This is a genomic window from Arabiibacter massiliensis (assembly GCF_902386925.1).
In the GTDB taxonomy this organism is placed as follows: Bacteria; Actinomycetota; Coriobacteriia; order Coriobacteriales; family Eggerthellaceae; genus Arabiibacter; species Arabiibacter massiliensis.
Genome location: NZ_LR698996.1, coordinates 265,760 through 282,559 on the forward strand (window position 1 = coordinate 265,760; position 16,800 = coordinate 282,559).

General features: G+C 63.7%; 11 protein-coding genes. 10 read left to right on the plus strand and 1 reads right to left on the minus strand.

What is annotated here, in order from left to right; translation table 11 throughout:
• Window positions 1–32: 32 nt before the first annotated feature.
• The gene (locus FX134_RS01075) at window positions 33–1,406 is read left to right on the plus strand and encodes a response regulator transcription factor (RefSeq protein ID WP_172623326.1); all 1,374 of its coding nucleotides are present in this window, start codon (window positions 33–35) and stop codon (window positions 1,404–1,406) included.
• A 174-nt stretch (window positions 1,407–1,580) separates the two neighbouring features.
• Window positions 1,581–4,070, plus strand: a complete 2,490-nt coding sequence (locus FX134_RS01080; RefSeq protein WP_080797136.1) for an FAD-binding protein — start codon at window positions 1,581–1,583, stop codon at window positions 4,068–4,070.
• Between the two features lie 475 nt (window positions 4,071–4,545).
• Here the strand turns inward: FX134_RS01080 and FX134_RS01085 are convergent, their stop codons facing one another.
• Window positions 4,546–6,009 carry a helix-turn-helix transcriptional regulator gene (locus tag FX134_RS01085; protein WP_080797137.1) on the minus strand — a complete coding sequence of 488 codons (1,464 nt, stop codon included), beginning with the start codon at window positions 6,007–6,009 and terminating at the stop codon, window positions 4,546–4,548.
• A gap of 301 nt (window positions 6,010–6,310) precedes the next feature.
• Between FX134_RS01085 and FX134_RS01090 the strand changes: the two genes are divergently transcribed.
• The 8 genes from FX134_RS01090 (at window position 6,311) to FX134_RS01125 (ending at window position 16,789) form a co-directional block, all read left to right on the plus strand.
• On the plus strand, window positions 6,311–7,624 hold the full coding sequence (locus FX134_RS01090) for an MFS transporter (RefSeq protein WP_080797138.1): 1,314 nt from the start codon (window positions 6,311–6,313) through the stop codon (window positions 7,622–7,624).
• 81 nt (window positions 7,625–7,705) lie between these two features.
• Window positions 7,706–8,701, plus strand: a complete 996-nt coding sequence (gene aes, locus FX134_RS01095; RefSeq protein ID WP_080797139.1) for an acetyl esterase — start codon at window positions 7,706–7,708, stop codon at window positions 8,699–8,701.
• Window positions 8,702–8,766: 65 nt separating this feature from the next.
• Window positions 8,767–9,918, plus strand: a complete 1,152-nt coding sequence (gene caiA, locus FX134_RS01100; RefSeq protein ID WP_080797140.1) for a crotonobetainyl-CoA dehydrogenase — start codon at window positions 8,767–8,769, stop codon at window positions 9,916–9,918.
• Window positions 9,919–10,080: 162 nt separating this feature from the next.
• Window positions 10,081–11,295, plus strand: coding sequence for an L-carnitine CoA-transferase (caiB, locus tag FX134_RS01105; RefSeq protein WP_080797141.1), 1,215 nt, complete (start codon window positions 10,081–10,083; stop codon window positions 11,293–11,295).
• A gap of 171 nt (window positions 11,296–11,466) precedes the next feature.
• Window positions 11,467–13,059, plus strand: a complete 1,593-nt coding sequence (caiC, locus tag FX134_RS01110; protein ID WP_080797142.1) for a crotonobetaine/carnitine-CoA ligase — start codon at window positions 11,467–11,469, stop codon at window positions 13,057–13,059.
• Between the two features lie 24 nt (window positions 13,060–13,083).
• On the plus strand, window positions 13,084–13,956 hold the full coding sequence (locus tag FX134_RS01115; RefSeq protein ID WP_080797143.1) for a MaoC/PaaZ C-terminal domain-containing protein: 873 nt from the start codon (window positions 13,084–13,086) through the stop codon (window positions 13,954–13,956).
• Between the two features lie 101 nt (window positions 13,957–14,057).
• Window positions 14,058–15,500 carry an MFS transporter gene (locus FX134_RS01120; RefSeq protein ID WP_080797144.1) on the plus strand — a complete coding sequence of 481 codons (1,443 nt, stop codon included), beginning with the start codon at window positions 14,058–14,060 and terminating at the stop codon, window positions 15,498–15,500.
• A gap of 617 nt (window positions 15,501–16,117) precedes the next feature.
• Window positions 16,118–16,789, plus strand: a complete 672-nt coding sequence (locus tag FX134_RS01125; protein ID WP_080797145.1) for a class I SAM-dependent methyltransferase — start codon at window positions 16,118–16,120, stop codon at window positions 16,787–16,789.
• Window positions 16,790–16,800 lie beyond the last annotated feature (11 nt).

A 16,800-nucleotide genomic window follows, 5' to 3' on the forward strand; every position in this document is an offset into this window, starting at 1 on the left:
AATGCCTGTATTACTTTCGCAATGATCCGGCTATGACCTTCGAAGGAACCATAGTGCTGCGCGGCGCGTTGGTGGTCGCTGCACTCTTGCTTATGTTCTGCTGGAGTCGCATAGGAAGCACTTCGCGCTTGCACGTCGTTTCTTCCCTAGGACTGCTGGCGGGCATAGTAGGCTCTTCTTTCCTCGTGATTGATTCTGCAGAAGGCTCTGCCTATCATTTTGCGGGCTTTGCAATGGTGGGTTTATGCGGTGGACTTCTCGAGGTGAAATGGTGCCTCTATTTTCTGAATCTTGACCGGGATGCGTTGTTTGAAAACTTGCTTATCTCCATTTTTCTTTCATCCATAATAGGGATCGCCCTCTTCCTGCTTCGCCCCTTAGGGCTCTTCTATCTTGAGTCGCTCATTCTGTTGGCCGCCATGGCTCTTTTGGAGCGCAAGGCCCGCGTTCAGATGCCCTTGAGCGTGTCGCTCTTCGAGCTGCCATGCCCTTTGCGCGAGAGTTCGCCCCGTACGGCGCAGGAGCAAGTGGGGAATGGCGAAGCGTTGAGGGCGAAAAAGAGGAATGGCCGCAGGCTCGCCGCCATAATTACGGCAAGTTTCCTGTACAGCATCGTGCATATTGGTGGGGCGACGCTATGGGATGGGGTGTCTTCTCCTGATTCGACGTATCTTCTCCGCGCGGTTGCCAACCTCTTTACGACGGCGACCCTGTTCATAGTGTTCTTGGCGCGTGGAACGGAGAGCCCTAACGGGTTGCTCAGAACCACCCTTCTTCTCACCACGGCCGGCTTGCTTATGCAGATGCCCTTCATGGACGGCCTCGGTGCCGCTGCCTTCTTTGTGTTCTGCTGCGGCAATAAACTCTTCGACATTTTGATTTGGGTTCTCATCGTTGAGACTCTCGATGCCCTTCCTGCGTTCGCGGGTAAGGGCTTCGGGGCGGCAGTTGCTTCAAAAAACGGGGGATGTCTTGTCGGTTCCTTCATGTCGCAAGCTGCCGTAAACGCTGCAGCAAGCGGCAACCCGAGCAGCCCCGTCGTCTTCATATCGTTGCTCGTCCTCTTGCTGATGGTGACTCTCCTTTGGATCCTTTCCGAGCGGATGTCCTACGCGATACCTTCGAAAAGCCAGCTTCCGGAAGCCTACCCTCCTAACACGTCGGAAGGAAGGAGAGAGGATTCTCTGCATAGGGCTGCGATGGCGATTGCTTCGGAAAAGGGCCTCACTTCTCGCGAAACCGAAGTATTTCTGCTCATGGCGCGCGGTAAAAATAGAGCGGCAATCGCCAAAGAGCTGGGTATCTCCAAGAATACTGTACATACCCACATCATTCATATTTACCAGAAGACCGGGATTACCGAACAGCAGGAACTCATCAGCCTCATCGAGCGCTTAGTGGACTGACGTATTTCTCGCATCTCAACCGGTTTGGGCGAGAAGCTAAAATCGCCCAAACGCATCGATGTTCTGCTTTTCCTCCGCTCCTACCATGGCGTCATGCTCGTTTATGCGGTGATGCGCGTGCCGCGCGAGCATGAACGATGCCAAGGTAGATAAGAGGAAGGAAAAGGGGAAGGCATGAAGAAGAATGAAAACGAGATCTCTCGCCGAAGCTTCGTCAAGGGGGCGTCTTTGGGGCTTATGGGAGCAGGAGCGCTTTACTCGGGAGCTTTAGCCATGGCAGGGTGCTCCCAGGATGCGGAGCCGTCCAAGAAAAGTGGGGGTACAGGAAAGGGCGAAGCGTCGGCGAAGGGCTATGGCGGCGATGTTGACATCTCGCTCGATATCGACATGTCGAGCGGTCAAGTCTCGCAGGTGTCAATTAAAGGCGCGGGCGAGACGCCTTTGAAGGGCGGTAGGGCAATAGAAAAGCTGACGGCGGCCATTCAGGAGGCTCGAAGCATAGATGTCGATGTCATATCTGGAGCAACCATTACTTCCACTGCTGTTCTGACAGCGGCTTCAGCTGCCTACGGCGAAGCTCTGTATGGCGACGATTTGAACACTCTCAAGATGGCCCCTGGGACCTACACCGCTTCGAGCAAGAGCGGATACTGGCGGATCGTGGACCTTCCGGTTTCCGTAACCGTCAACGAGGATGCCATCCTTAAAATCGAGGTGCCCGAAGAGCGTTTCGATCACGGGGATACCGAGGTGTTTTTACAATGTGCGAAAGAGAGGTTCTTTCCACGTGTCATAGAGAATCAGTCGTTCAATGTCGACGCCGTTTCAAGCGCAACTCTGTCATGCAATGGTGTACGTAATGCCGCCCGCCTTGCATTGAGGCAGGCGTTCGAGGCAGCGGGAAGCGATCCGTCGGGCGTTGGCAGGTTCATGCGAAGAGTACAGCTTTCCGCTACTCCTCATACGGAAAAACTTGAAACGGATTTGCTGATCGTGGGATTGGGCAACGGCGGTATCATGGCGATGCTCAGTGCATGCGAGGCCATCCAAGAGCGCAACGGCAAAAAACTTGTGAGCATCATCGGTATCGACAAGGCAGGAAAAGTAGGCGGAAAATCTGCGTTGACCCATGAAGCATGCGCTATCAACCCCGTTCGATTCGCTGAGGAATTCAACAGTGGAGCCGAATACATAGATAAAGAAGATTTTCGTCGTCGGTGGAAGGAATTCGCTTCGGAGGACGGCCAGCTGCTTGCCAAAGAAGAATGCATTGACGTCATGGTTGACGAATCCGGAAACACCGTGGACTGGCTTCTCGCTCATGGGTGGCGCTACGGGACTGTCGCCAAAGGTGCAGGAACGGCTCTAGCGGGTGGTTTGACTTCCTTCAACTCCGTATGTTCGAGTCGTGCCGATCCCGGTACCTACGAGGATCGCCGCAAGGTCGTGAATCAGTATTACTCGCAGTTCGTTGACGCCGTTGAGGCCCAAGGCGGTAAAGTGTATTTGGAAACCGAGGGCTATGAGATCATCACCGAAGGAAGCAAAGTTGTTGGCGTGAAGGCCCGCAACGTGGCGACGGGACAGGAATACGAAATCAAAGCCAAGGCCGTCATCATGAACACGGGAGGATATTCAAGCAATCCGGAGATGACGAAATCGCTGCTGGGAGAGAGCCACGCCGGGTTTTACCTCACGGTGGGAACAGGTTGTGACACAGGATTGATGATGCAATCGGCGCTCGATAACGGAGCCGGCACGTTTAACATGGAAATGAGTCCCATCCTCATGCATTGCGGCCTTGATCATTGGATTGATCGGTATCCCATGACTCCCAACGAGAAGCAGCTTCAAAACCGAACGGGTCGTTACGATGTTACCACGCTTAATAGCATTCCTAATGGTTGCGCATATAGCGGAACGGCCATAGCGGTAGGGCGTGATGGGAAACGGTTCATGAACGAGTACGAATATGAGTCGTTTTCTCAGCTGCTCGAAGTGGATTCCTTCGCTCATTGGAAAGGTGGACCTCATTACTTCGTGATCCTCTCCGGCGAAATTCTGGAAGACATAGCGGAAAACGGGCTTCACGCCATTTCTTCGTGGGATGGTTATAACACTCAAGGAAAGATCGCTCCCGATCAGCCATTGCCGGAGGTGTATGAAGCCCTCGACTATGCCGTCGAAGAGGAAATGGCGTGGAAGGCTGACACTTTGGAAGACCTGGCGGAACAGACAGGCATCGATCCCGACACTCTCAAAGAGACGGTTGACGCTTACAACGGCTTCGTTGCCGCAGGTGTAGACGAAGAATTCGGGAAAGCCTCCGAATATCTTCTTCCGTTTATTGCCGCCCCCTTCTACGCCCTCAAGGTGTTCAACACTACGTTTGGCACCTGCGGCGGTCTTGACGTTGACGCTCAGATGCGGGTTTTGAGGGAGGATCACGCCACCCCTATCGACGGGCTGTACGCTGTGGGATGCGACAGTTTGGGCGTGGTTCACAACCCCAAACGCCATTATTGCGGGTTCGGCGGTGTGGCCCAGATGTGGCTGCAAACAGGCGGGCGTCTTGCAGGAAGGAATGCTGCCGACTTCATAGGCGACGTTTACGGGTATGCCGACGTGAGTCCTGCGCTGTCGGAAATACCCGCCGGATTCTGAGCGGTTGCTAGGGCATAAATCTTTTGAAGCAAGTCCACTGGGGAGCGGCGAAGAAAGCCGCTCCCCCTTTAATGTCGCGTTCTGCAAGATCAAAGGACGATCCGCATGCGCGTTCCAGCACTCGATCGACCACCTTGGAAGGCGCTGCACGCGAATCGGGCCGCGCCTTCACAAAAAACCTCGACGTGAAAGGATCCTGGCAGGCCGCGCGGGCACTGGCTTTTCGCGACCTGGAAAAACACTGCGGGCCCCTTGCTCCGGGGAGCCGACGGCCGCCCTTTTCCGCCTCCGGGCCTTTCACGTCGAGGGTTTTTGTGTCAGGCGACCCGGTTTTGCGTGCAACGGGGAAGGGGTCGCCGGATTGCGCGTCAATTACCCCGTCACGGCTGGCGCCGTAGGGAATCCTTCGCCCCCGCTGCGCGGGGCCTCCCTGCGCTCGCTTCGCGTGCTCAGGACGACATCCGGCGCAGCCTGCCTAGAAGTCGCTCCTTTGCATGTTGAGGTAGTTCAGCAGCTCGCTGCGCTTGTGGATCTGCATCTTCTCGTAGATGTGGCGCACGTGGGTGTTCACGGTGTAGGGCGAGATGACCAGCTTGTCGGCCATGTTGTTGGTGGTGTAGCCGCGCGCGATGAGCACGAGGATCTCGCTCTCGCGCCCGGACAGGCCGAACTCCTTGGCCACCTCGGCGCAGATCTCGTCGATCTCGGCTTTCGTGGGCGGCGCGGCGGTGAGCGCCACGATGTTGAACTCCTGGCGCACGAGCGGCACGAGCAGCACCGCCAGAAGCACGATGAGGCCCAGGCACGTCTCGGGCGTGATGGCGGCCGCCATCTCCGGCAGGTGCTCGTACACGACGGCCCACGTGTTGCCCACCGCGATGCCGGCGCGCACGAACGCGCCCGAGAAGGCGAACGCCACGGCGGGGGTGACGTAGCCCTTCGAGGTCAGGATGCCGAAGTACATGATGAGCAGGACCTCCAGCAGCGACGAGATGCCGGTGGCCATGATGAAGGCGGGGAAGAAGGCCGCCTCGTCGGCCAGGAACAGCCCGAACGCCGCGATCAGCAGCACGAGGAGCCAGGGGAACATCTTGAATATGTTCGCCTTGTCCTTCGACACGAGGCAGATGCCTGCGAGCGCCAGCATGATGATCGCGCCGCCCGCGATGCCCAGCGTGAAGCTGCGGTCGCCCGTGGGCAAAAGCTCCCAGGGGATGACGGCCACCAGGTAGTAGCACGCCACGCTCGCGAGGAACGTAATGGCGCTCACGGCCACCATGTTCTTGAGCCCGCCCTGCGCCGCGCTCTTGGGCAGCAGCACGGGGAAGGCGCGCGCCCCGTCGCGCCGGGCCGCCACCAGCAGCGCGCCGGAGACGAGCGGCAGCGCGGCCACGAACACGGTCGTCACGTAGACGGGCAGCACCCACGCCAGCGCGATGGTCGCCAGCAGCGCGAGCCCGAACGTGGTGCCGATGTGGCGCAGCGAGAACTGCGCCTTCACGCAGGCGTAGCGCTCGCCCCAGAGGATCCACATCACCGACTCGGTGGCGCCCAGGAAGAAGGAGAGCGCGTAGGCGAGCCCCGGCACGGTGAAGGACTGGGGCAGCAGGCACAGCGCCAACGTAGCCGCGCACGTGAGCGCCGGAGCGGCTGCGAAGAGCCATTTGAAGGAGGAGAGGTGCCGCTTGCGCCCGAGCAGGAGCGCGATGAGCAGCAGGAAGAACACCGTCGCCCCCAGGTTCACGAGCCACGAGACGGTCACCCGCTCGTCGAGCAACTGGGTCTGGGAGAACATGTGGGGCACGAACCACAGCGCGTAATGCCATGCCAAAAGCAGCGCGAATCCCACGTATTTCAGGGCGGGACGGGCCATCGCGCCCGTCAGTGAGCCGTGCTCTCCCGCCTCTGCCTTCGGAACGTCGTTCGATCGAAGAGCCATGGAGCAGGCCCCCCTTCCTCTGCCCGGTTTGCGATGGTTGACGATGCCCGCCATCTGCTACGACGTATTTTCTCACAGATTCGGGGCCGTTGTATGACTACCTCGAAAAACCTATCACCATTTCATCATGAACACCTCGCAAGAAACTAAGTATTCGGCTAATTAGTGGCGATTTGGCGATGGCAATCTGACCGTTCGGGAACAGAATGCATCCAACGGCTCGGTTTGGAGCCGGTCGCCGATTGAACGGAACCGGCGACCGGCTGTAAGACCGGGCGAGGACAAGGAGAAAGGAAGTAAGATGTCACTGCTTGCCAAGAGCAAGGGGGAGGTCACCTACAAGGAGCTGACCACGCTGCACAAGTGGGCGCTCGTTGTGCTGATCTCCGTCGGTTCGTCGGTCATCTACGCGCCGATGTACCTCAAGAACGTGTTCTACGATCCGCTGATGAACGCGCTCGGCGTGACCAACGCCGACCTCGGCCTCATGGTGTCGGTGTACGGCATCACGGCCATGATCTGCTACCTGCCCTCCGGCATCGTGGCCGATAAGTTCCGCATGCGCACGCTCGCGTGGGTGGGCTTCATCGCCACCGCCGTGCTCGTGTGGGTGTACGCGCTTCTGCCGTCGCTCGAGATCTGCCTCCTGCTGTTCGTGCTCATGGGCATCACGTCCATCCTCGTGTGGTGGGGCACGCGCTTCAAGGTGATCCGCCTGTGCTGCGAGGAGAACGAGTACGCTTCCAAGATCGGCATCAGCTACTCCATCTACGGCGTGGCGGGCCTCGTGCTCGGCCTCGTGAACGCGGGCATCATCGCCGCGGTGTCCGGTTCCGTGGGCGTGCAGGTCATGCTTATCGTCATCGGCGCCATCATCTTCATCCTCGGCGTGCTGTCCTTCTTCCTCATCCCCGACTTCAAGGGCGAGATCGACAAGAACGCGAAGCTCTTCAGCGTCAAGGAGGCCATCCAGGCCATCAAGCATCCCGGCGTGCTGTGGGCCTGCGCCGCGTACTTCTGCTGCTACGCCGTGTACCAGGGCGCCACGTACACCACGCCCTACCTCACCCAGTGCTTCAACGCCGACCCGAACCTCGTGAACGTCGTCGGCCTCATCCGCACCTACGGAATCGGCCTCATCGCAGGCCCGGTGGTCGGCTTCATCGCCACGAAGCTCAAGAGCCCCTCGAAGGCGATCCTGGGCGGCTTCATCCTGTCCATCGCGGCGCTGGTCGGCTTCATCCTCTTCCCGCAGGATCCGTCGGGCGCCATCGTGGCCTCCATCCTCGTGGTCGTGTTCGGCTTCACCACCTACGGCGCGTTCTCCATCGGCTCGTCGCCCCTGTCCGAGGTGAAGATCCCCATGGCCATCTTCGGCACCGCCTCCGGCGTGCTCTCGGTCATCGGCTTCTTGCCTGACGTGTTCATCCACACCTGGTACGGCGGCATGATCGACGCCCAGGGCACCGCGGCCTTCGCCGGCATCTTCGGCTTCGAGATCATGTTCGCGGTCATCGGCTGCATCTGCCTCGTGATGCTGCTCCGCTCCATCAAGAAGCACTTCGGCGCCGCTAACGACGCCGTCGCCGCCGACGAGGAGACCGTCAACGCGTAAGCATCCCGCTTGAATCGGGCCCGGGCCGCCGCTGCAAGCCCGCCCGGGCCCCGCGCACCTGGAGAAGGAAGGAAGAGTCCCATGAACAAGCTCGACGTGCTGGCGAAGATCAACCCGCAGATGAAGGCCGTCCTCGCGAAGGAGGACGAGCTGGCGGGCGACGCGAACGACACGAGCGTGGGCTTCGAGAAGATGCGCGAGAACTACGTGGCCGGCCGCGCGTACTGGTGCGAGGGCGGCCCCGTCATGGCCGAGAAGCTGGACGGCACGGTGGACGGCCCCTACGGCGCCATCCCGGTGCGCTACTACTATCCCACCGCCGCGGCCGCTGCCGGCCGTGCGGCGGGCGAGGGCGCGACGCCCGGCATCGTGTACGTGCACGGCGGCGGGTTCGTGCTGGGCAACCTGGACACGCACGACCGCGTCTGCCGCATCCTGGCCGAGAACACCGGCGCCGTGGTGGTGGCGGTGGACTACCGCCTCTCGCCCGAGGCCAAGTTCCCGAGCGCGGTGGAGGAGTCGGCCGCCGTGGCCGCCTACCTGCACGAGAAGGGCGCGGCCCACGGCGTGGACGGGGAGCGCCTCGCGTTCGCCGGCGACTCCGGCGGCGCGCACCTGGGCCTTGCGGCCACGATGCACCTGCGCGAGGAGCAGGGCGGCAGCGATTTCGTCAAGTGCCTGCTTCTGTTCTACGGCTGGTTCGGCCTGACCGACTCGTCCTCGATGCGCCTTCTGGGCGGCCCGTGGGACGGGCTCACCGAGGCCGACTGGCAGTTCTACATGCAGATGTACGCGAACGACCCCGCCGAGCTGGCGGCGAGCCCCTACGCGAACCTGTTCCTGAACGACCTTACGCGCGACGTGCCGCCCTGCTACATCGCGGCGGCGGAGTTCGACCCGCTGCGCGACGACTCGGCCACGCTCGCGGCCATCTGCGAGCAGTACGGAACGCCCGTGCGCTACGAGGTGTTCGAGGGCGTCATTCACGCGTTTCTGCACTACACCAAGATGCTCGACGCGGCCAACGACGCGCTCGCGCACGCCGCGGCCTTCTACCGCGAGCAGCTGGGCCTCTAAACCTAGGCACCGCGGCGCGCCGCCACAAGGGCCGCGCCGTCAACCCGACAAGGAAGGAATCAAGCATGGATTTCAAGTTGACTGACGAGCAGGAGCTGATCGTCGACAGCTACCGCGAGTACATGGAGAGCGAGAACTGGGAGACGTACTTCCACGAGTGCGACGAGGCGCATGAGTACCCGCTGCGCTGGGTCAAGGGCCTCTGCGAGCTGGGCTTCGACCAGATCATGCTCCCCGAGAGCCACGGCGGCCTCGGCCTCGAGCAGCCCTGCGTGACGCTCATGGCGGTCTACGAGGTGCTCGGCCGCTACGGCGCCCCCACCTACGTGCTCTACCAGCTGCCCGGCTTCGAGACGGTCATCCGCGAGGGCACCCAGGAGCAGATCGACGCCGTGCTGGCCACGCTCGGCTCCGGCGAGCAGATCTGGAACTCCGCCTGCACCGAGCCGGGCGCCGGAAGCGACGTGGGCGCGCTGGCCACCACGTACAAGCGTGAGAACGGCAAGATCTACCTCAACGGCACCAAGACCTTCATCACCTCCTCGGCGGGTGTGAAGTACCTGGTCATCATGGCCAAGAACGCCGACGACGAGACGATGTTCACCGAGTTCTTCCTCGATATGAGCAAGCCGGGCGTGAAGCTCTCGCCGCTCACCAAGCTGGGCCTGCGCATGGACAGCTGCTGCGAGGTGTACATGGACAACGTGGAGCTCGAGGAGTCCGACATCTTCGGCAAGGAGGGCAACGGCTTCATGCGCGGCGTGTCCGACTTCAACTTCGAGCGCTGGCTCGTGGGCGCCTGCGACTACGGCACCGCCATCAGCGCGTTCGAGGACGCGATGGCGCATGCGAACAGCCGCGTCGCCTTCGGCAAGCCCATCAGCCGCTTCCAGCTGAACCAGATCAAGATCACCGACATGTGCATCAAGCTGACCAACATGAAGAACATGCTCTACGAGGCCGCGTGGAACGCCGACAACAACGGCGGCGCCTTCGACCCGGCCGCGGCCGCCATGTGCAAGTACTACTGCGCCAACGCCTCCTTCGAGGTGACCGACGACGCCATGCAGATCATGGGCGGCATCGCCGTGGCCAGCGAGCACCGCATCAACCGCATCTGGCGCGACCTGCGCGTGGACCGCGTCTCCGGCGGCACCGACGAGATGATGATCCTCGCCACCTCCAAGGGCGCCTCCATCAAGTACAAGCAGAAGTAAGGAAGCGTCGCGCTGACGCGCTCTGTTTGAAGGATCCTTCGACTCGCTTTGCTCGCTCAGGATGACGGACCCGCATCATCGTCATCCTGAGCGCAGCGAAGGATCCGCCCAAGGCAGTGCGGCGCAGCCGCATCACCGTCATCTACGAACAAGGAGGAAACCATGGCACTTCCCACCGAAAAGCCGTCCTTCGGCCCCCTCGACGGCGTCAAGGTCGTCTACGCGGCGGTCGAGCTGGCCTGCCCGAAGGCCGCCGACCTCATGGCCGACTGGGGCGCCGACGTCACGTGGCTTGAGAACACGGGCGCGGGCGACACCATCCGCGACACCGCCTACGTGAAGCAGGCCGAGCGCCGCAACCAGCGCTCCGTGGCCCTGAACTACTTCTCCGAAGAGGGCAAGAAGGTGTTCTTCGACCTCGTGAAGGACGCCGACATCTTCATGGAGGCCTCCAAGGGCGGCACCTGGGCGCGCAAGGGCATCACCGACGAGGTGCTCTGGGAGCTCAACCCGAAGATGGTCATCGTGCACGTCTCCGGCTTCGGCCAGGAGGGCGACCCCAAGATGGTCAAGCGCGCCGCCTACGACCTCACGGTGATGGCCTACTCCGGCATCATCATGCAGAACGGCACGCCCGAGCAGCCCATGCTGCCCGGACCCTACGCCGGCGACTACTTCAACACGCTCATGATCGGCTTCTCCACCATGGCCGCGCTCTACAAGGCCGAGAAGTCCGGCAAGGGCGAGTCCATCGACCTGGCCATGTACGAGACGCTGCTGGCCATCGGCCAGTACTACCTGGTGGACTACCTGAACGAGGGCATCAAGTGGCCCCGTCCGGGCGCACGCAACCAGAACCTCTGCGGCATCGGCGAGTTCAAGTGCAAGGACGGCTTCCTGGGCGTGTGCCTCTACGGCGTCGACCAGAACAAGTACTTCCTCGAGACCATCGGCCTCGGGCATCTCTGGGGCACCGAGGACATTCCGGAGGACACGAGCGGGCTGTGGCTGTCCAACCCGCACGCCGACGAGATCCAGAAGGCGTTCGAGGACTACTGCCTGGCCAACTCCAAGTACGACATCGAGCAGGACTTCGCCGACCACCGCATCGCGGCCCAGGTGGTCAACGACATGGAGGACCTCGTGGAGGAGGAGCACCTCAAGCTCCGCAACACGTGGGTGGACTGGGAGACGGCCGACGGCGACACCTTCCACGGCCTGGGCGTGTTCCCGAAGTTCAAGAACAACCCCGGCCAGATCTGGCGTCCGATGCCCGCGCAGGGCGGCGACACCGTCGACGTGCTCACCAAGCTCGGCTACACGCCCGAGCAGATCGACGAGCTGGCCGCAGCCGGCGTCGTCAAGGTGAGCGAGTAGCACCTCTTCGTGCCCGGGGCCTCTGAGCGCCCCGGGCGGGCTTCGAGGATGCGCGGTCCCGCGGGAGGGGACGGGCCGCGCATCCGCACGATGCCGCCCTCGACGCGGCTGCACCCGGCGAGGACGGCATCGTGCGGATATCGGGATCGGACGACGAGAAGGGTGAGTCGAGTGACGGACATCGTGGGAAACGAAACGGTGCGCAGCCTCTGGGACGGCCTCGTGGCGGCCTGCGGCGACCGCACGTTCCTCAGGTTCCGCAACCGCGCCGACGAGACGCGCGCGTACACGTACCGCGCCTTCGACGAGGAGATCAACCGGGCGGCCAACGTGTTTTTGGCGCTCGGCGTCGCGCGCGGGGAGCGCGTGGCCGTGCAGCTGTGCACGTGCCCGGAGTTCATGATCGCGCTGTTCGGCCTGGCCAAGATCGGGGCCGTTATGGTGCCGATGAACGACCAGTACCGCGCCGAGGAGGCCGACTTCGTGCTGGAGAGCACGGACGCCACCTGCGCGGTCATCGAGCCGAAGTTCCTCGGCCTCTACGCCGGGCTGCGCGATGCGGGCAGGCTTCCCAAGGGGCTCTTCGTGGCGCGCATGAACGAGGAGGACGTGGAGGGCGCGCCCGAGGCACGCGCGGCGCTCGGCACCGAGCCGCTGCTGCGCGACTTCACGGCCCTGCGCGCGGAGGCGCCGGTGGAGCTGGCCGAGCGCTGCGAGCTGTCCGCCGACGACCCGGCCGAGATCATCTTCACCTCCGGCACCACCTCCCGCCCCAAGGGCGTGGTGCTTACGCATGCGAACATCCTGTTCAGCGGCCTGTACGCCGATTGGGAGGTGTCGCTTACCAAGGAGGACCGCCTGCTCACCACCATGCCGGCCTGCCATTCCAACTTCCAGCTGGCGGCGCTCATGCCCGTGCTCACGGCCGGCGCCGAGCTCATCGTGGTGGAGAAGTACAGCGCGCGGCGCTTCTGGTCGCAGATCCGCGAGTTCCGCGCCACGGTCACCCAGTGCGTCGCCATGATGCTGCGCACGCTCATGCTGCAGCCCGAATCGCCGGACGACCGCGACCACGAGCTGCGCGAGATCCTCTACTTCCTGCCGGTGACGAAGGAGGAGAAGGAGGCGTTCGAGCGCCGCTTCGGCGCGCGCATCATGAACACCTACGGCTCCACCGAGACCATCGGCTGGGTGCTCACCGACCCGCCCAGCGGCCCGCGCAACTGGCCGAGCGTGGGGCGCGTGGGGCTGGGGTACCAGGCGCGCATCATGGGCGACGACGGCGTGGAGGCGCCTGTCGGCGAGGTGGGGGAGATCCAGGTCAAGGGCGTGCCCGGCCGCACGGTCATGAAGGAGTACTTCCGCAACCCCGAGGCCACGGCGTCCGCGTTCACCGAAGACGGCTGGCTGCGCACCGGCGACAAGGGCTACGTGGATGCGAGCGGCTGGTTCTTCTTCGTGGACCGCAAGGCCAACATGATCAAGCGCGCGGGCGAGAACATCTCGGCCGGCGAGGTGGAAAACGTGCTCGAGTGCCACCCCGCCATCGCCGAGTCGGCGGTGATCGGCGTGCCCGACCCCATCCGCGACCAGGCCGTGAAGGCGTTCGTGCGGCTCGAGGCCGGCGCGCGCCTCACCGAGGAGGAGGTGCGGGCGCACTGCGAGGAGCACCTGGCCCCGTTCAAGGTGCCCTCCATCGTGGAGTTCGTGGAGGATTTCCCCAGGACGTGCTCCATGAAGATAGAGAAGAAGCTGCTGCATTAACCGACGGAAAAAGGAGAGGGAGCCATGGCTATCAGCACTGAGATCGTGGGCAAGGAGTTCGGCCCGTTCGTCCGCGAGTACACGTTCAAGGACCTGGAGATCTGCGCGCTCGGGTGCAACGCGGGCTTCGACGGGCAGACCGACCTCATCTACGTGAACGAGCACGACGCGGGCAACCCCGACCTCAAGGTGCTGCCCATCTTCGGCGTGCCGCTCACGGTGCACGAGGAGATGACGCGCACGCTCGACTACGGCTACAACTACGAGGGCTCGCTGCACTACGGCTTCGAGATCCGCCTGCACGCGCCCTTCAAGATGAACGACCGCGTGGAGACGTTCGTCACCCAGGACGCGCTCTACGACCGCGGCGAGGGCCGCGGGTGCCTGTCCAAGCAGACGGGGCGCTCGTACTCCTCCGACGGCACGCTTCTGTGCGAGACCGAGACGTGGGACGTGTGCATCTACGACGGCGGCTGGGGCGGCCCGAAGGCCCCCAAGGACATCGTCGAGATGCCCGACCGCGCGCCGGACGCCGTGGTCACCGAGACGATGCCGCTCAACATGCCGCTCATCTACCGCCTCATGGGCGACTGGCACCAGCAGCACATCGACTTCGCCTACACCGAGCAGACCGGCCTTGCGCGCCCCATCGCGCACGGCGTGAGCCTGGGCGGCTTCACGATGCGCCACATCATCAGCTCGTTCTTCCCGGGCGAGCCCGAGCGCATGACGCGCTTCAAGACGCGCATCACCAGCCCTGTGCTGCCGGGCACCGCGCTTCAGACCCGCATGTGGAAGGTGGGCGACAACGAGATCCGCTTCCAGCTGGTGGATGCCGACGCCGACGAGACCGGCGCCAAGCCGCACCTGAACTTCGGCATCTGCGAGTGGAAGTAGCACGCAGTTTGTCATCCTGAGCGCAGCGAACGCAGCGAGCGGAGTCGAAGGATCCCGCGCGGCGCCAGCCCAGATCAGCCAGCATACAAGGAGATGAGAGCATGAGCAACGTGAAGCATATGACGCAGGTGACCAGCCCTCCCGTGGCCGAGGCCGCCAGCAACGCCAAGCAGATCGGCGGCGAGGTGGTCGACAAGGTGAAGAAGTCGGCCAAAAGGACCATGGACGACGTGGCCATGACCCCGTTCCTCCGCAAGATCACGTTCTTCTCGAGCGGCGGGTCGTTTCTGGACGGCTACGTCCTCTCGCTCATCGGCGTGGCGCTCACCCAGATCACGCCGCTGTTCAACCTGAACGAGGCGTGGAGCGCGGCCATCGGGGCCTCGGTCCTGCTGGGCATCTTCGTGGGCACGATCGCGGGCGGCTACCTCACCGACCGCATCGGGCGCAAGAAGATGTTCATCATCGACATCATCGCCATCGGGACCTTCTCCATCCTGAGCGTGTTCTGCGCCGATCCGCTCCAGCTGGTGCTGGCGCGCTTCTTCATCGGCGTGTTCGTGGGCGCGGACTACCCCATAGCCACCTCGCTCATCGCCGAGTTCACGCCCAAGCAGCACCGCTCCATCTCCATGGGCATGGTGTCGGCGGCGTGGTACCTGGGCGCCACCGTGGCCGCGTTCGTGGGCTACGCGCTCTACAGCGTGCCCAACGGCTGGCAGTGGATGCTCGGCTCGGCCGTCATCCCCTGCGTCATCCTGCTCATCGGGCGGCACGACATACCCGAGTCGCCCATGTGGCTCGCCCAGAAGGGCCGCACCGAGGAAGCCGACGCGGTCATGCGCCGCGTGTTCGGCGAGGGCGTGGAGCTCGAGCTCGAGGAGCCGGGCGAGAAGACGAAGCTGTCCAAGGTGTTCGCCGGCGGCTACTTCAAGCGCATCATCTTCCTGGGGATATTGACGCTGTGCCAGGTGGTGCCGATGTACGCCATCTACACGTTCGGCCCCGACATCATGACGGCGTTCGGCCTGGGCCAGGGCCACGAGGCCATCCTGGGCGAGAGCGTGGTGAGCCTGTTCTTCCTCATCGGCTCCATCCCGGCCATGTTCTGGCTGAACTCCATGGGCCGCCGGCCGCTGCTCATCCGCTCGCTCGCGCTCATGGCGGTGGGCCTGGTCATCCTCGGCGTGTTCCCGGATGCGCCCATCTTCGTGATCATCATCGGGTTCGGCCTGTACGCGTTCTTCAGCGGCGGCCCGGGCATCCTGCAGTGGCTCTATCCCAACGAGCTGTTCCCCACCGAGGTGCGCGCGAGCGCCGTGGGCATCGCCATCTCCATCTCGCGCATCGGCACCATCATCTCGACGTACGGCACGCCCATCTTCCTGGCCACGTTCGGCATCGGCCCCACCATGCTCGTGGCGGCGGGCCTCGTGATCCTCGGCCTCGTGCTGTCGGTGATCATGGCGCCCGAGACGAAGGGCAAGTCGCTTCTGGAGACGAGCTCGCTCGACCTCGAGGACGCGAGCCCGCGAGGCGCGTAAGGGAATGAGGGAGGTGGCGCGGGAGCGCTCGGCCGCCCCGTGCCACCGAAAACCCTCGTTCTGACTCCCCCCTTGGCGCACAATCGGCCGCTTGGCCGAGGATGGTTTTCGTATCGGGCGGCCCCGGATCCGCGCGGCCCGCTCCCCAAAGCCGGCTGCCGCCCTTCTTCGGGTTTCCGACTCCTCGGGTGCAGCGTTTCGGCCGCTCTGAAGGGTTTTCGGCGGCCTCCGGGTTCCCTCGCGCGCTGGACGGAGCAGCCCCGGCGCGTTTCCCCTGGTCGTGCGAAGCGGGCTCCCGCCAGGCCGCACGGGCGGGCTTCAGAGCGGGAAAAACCGTGCATCGGAGGAGTCCAAAACCGGAACGACCCCCTCCCTTTGGCGCGCGACCCGCCCGCCCGAGCGGCCGCTGCACGCGAATCGTACGTTTCCGACATAAAAACCCGCGACGTGAAACCGCCGGCGGCGTGCAAGGGCCGCCCGGCGTCCCTCGGCACGGCGGCCGGCCCGCGTTCGCCCAGGTCGCGGAAGGCGGGTTCCCGCGCGGCCCGCCGGAATCGTTTCACGTCGGGGATGCGCTGCGCCTCCCATGCTACAATCGCGTGCGAGGAGGTGCGGCCATGGAGGATCGCGAGAAGGCGCTCGCGTATTATGCGGCGCTGCCGCGGGAGGGGTACAGCGGGCGGTGCGAGATGCTGCTGCCGGATGATCTGGCAGGCAGACGCGTGCTCGACCTGGGGTGCCGCGGCGGCAAGGGCGCGTGCAAGCTGGCAGAGCGCGTGGGGGAGGGCGGCTTCGTGCTGGGCGTGGACCCGTCGCCTGCGTTCGTCGAGCGCGCCCGGGCCCTCGCGGCGCGTAAACGCACGGCGGGGGAGGCGTGGGCGGGCCGCCTCGCGTTCGCGTGCGCCCTGTTCGAGGACCTCGCGCCCGCCGGCGTCGAGGAGGCCTCGTTCGACCTCGTGTTCGCGAACAGCGTGCTCAACCTGGCGTGGGACCTGCAGGCGGCCCTTGAGTCGGCAGTCCGGGCGCTCAAGCCGGGCGGGTTCCTCCACCTCGCGGGCGTATTCGCCGACGAGGCGCTCCCGGCCGACGAGGCCCGCGCGCTCGCCGCTCAGGGCAACGTGTTCGGCGCGGCCCGCACGCTCGAGGAGTTCGAGCGGATGGCGCGTCAGGCGGGGTTCGCCTCTTGCGAGCTTATCGAGCGCCGACCGGCGACGCCCGACGGCTCGGACGCCCTGCCGCAGCACGAAGGCCGCGCCTTCACCGCCGCCGTCGTGCGTGCGACGCGTTAGGCGCGAAAAAA

Bases quoted from the DNA above. Each gene is read 5' to 3' on its own strand.
- FX134_RS01120 (WP_080797144.1), top strand. From the start codon at position 14,058: ATGAGCAACGTGAAGCATATGACGCAGGTGACCAGCCCTCCCGTGGCC.
- FX134_RS01115 (WP_080797143.1), top strand. From the start codon at position 13,084: ATGGCTATCAGCACTGAGATCGTGGGCAAGGAGTTCGGCCCGTTCGTC.
- FX134_RS01075 (WP_172623326.1), top strand. From the start codon at position 33: ATGACCTTCGAAGGAACCATAGTGCTGCGCGGCGCGTTGGTGGTCGCT.
- caiB (WP_080797141.1), top strand. From the start codon at position 10,081: ATGGCACTTCCCACCGAAAAGCCGTCCTTCGGCCCCCTCGACGGCGTC.
- aes (WP_080797139.1), top strand. From the start codon at position 7,706: ATGAACAAGCTCGACGTGCTGGCGAAGATCAACCCGCAGATGAAGGCC.
- FX134_RS01125 (WP_080797145.1), top strand. From the start codon at position 16,118: ATGGAGGATCGCGAGAAGGCGCTCGCGTATTATGCGGCGCTGCCGCGG.
- caiA (WP_080797140.1), top strand. From the start codon at position 8,767: ATGGATTTCAAGTTGACTGACGAGCAGGAGCTGATCGTCGACAGCTAC.
- FX134_RS01080 (WP_080797136.1), top strand. From the start codon at position 1,581: ATGAAGAAGAATGAAAACGAGATCTCTCGCCGAAGCTTCGTCAAGGGG.
- FX134_RS01090 (WP_080797138.1), top strand. From the start codon at position 6,311: ATGTCACTGCTTGCCAAGAGCAAGGGGGAGGTCACCTACAAGGAGCTG.
- FX134_RS01085 (WP_080797137.1), bottom strand. From the start codon at position 6,009: ATGGCTCTTCGATCGAACGACGTTCCGAAGGCAGAGGCGGGAGAGCAC.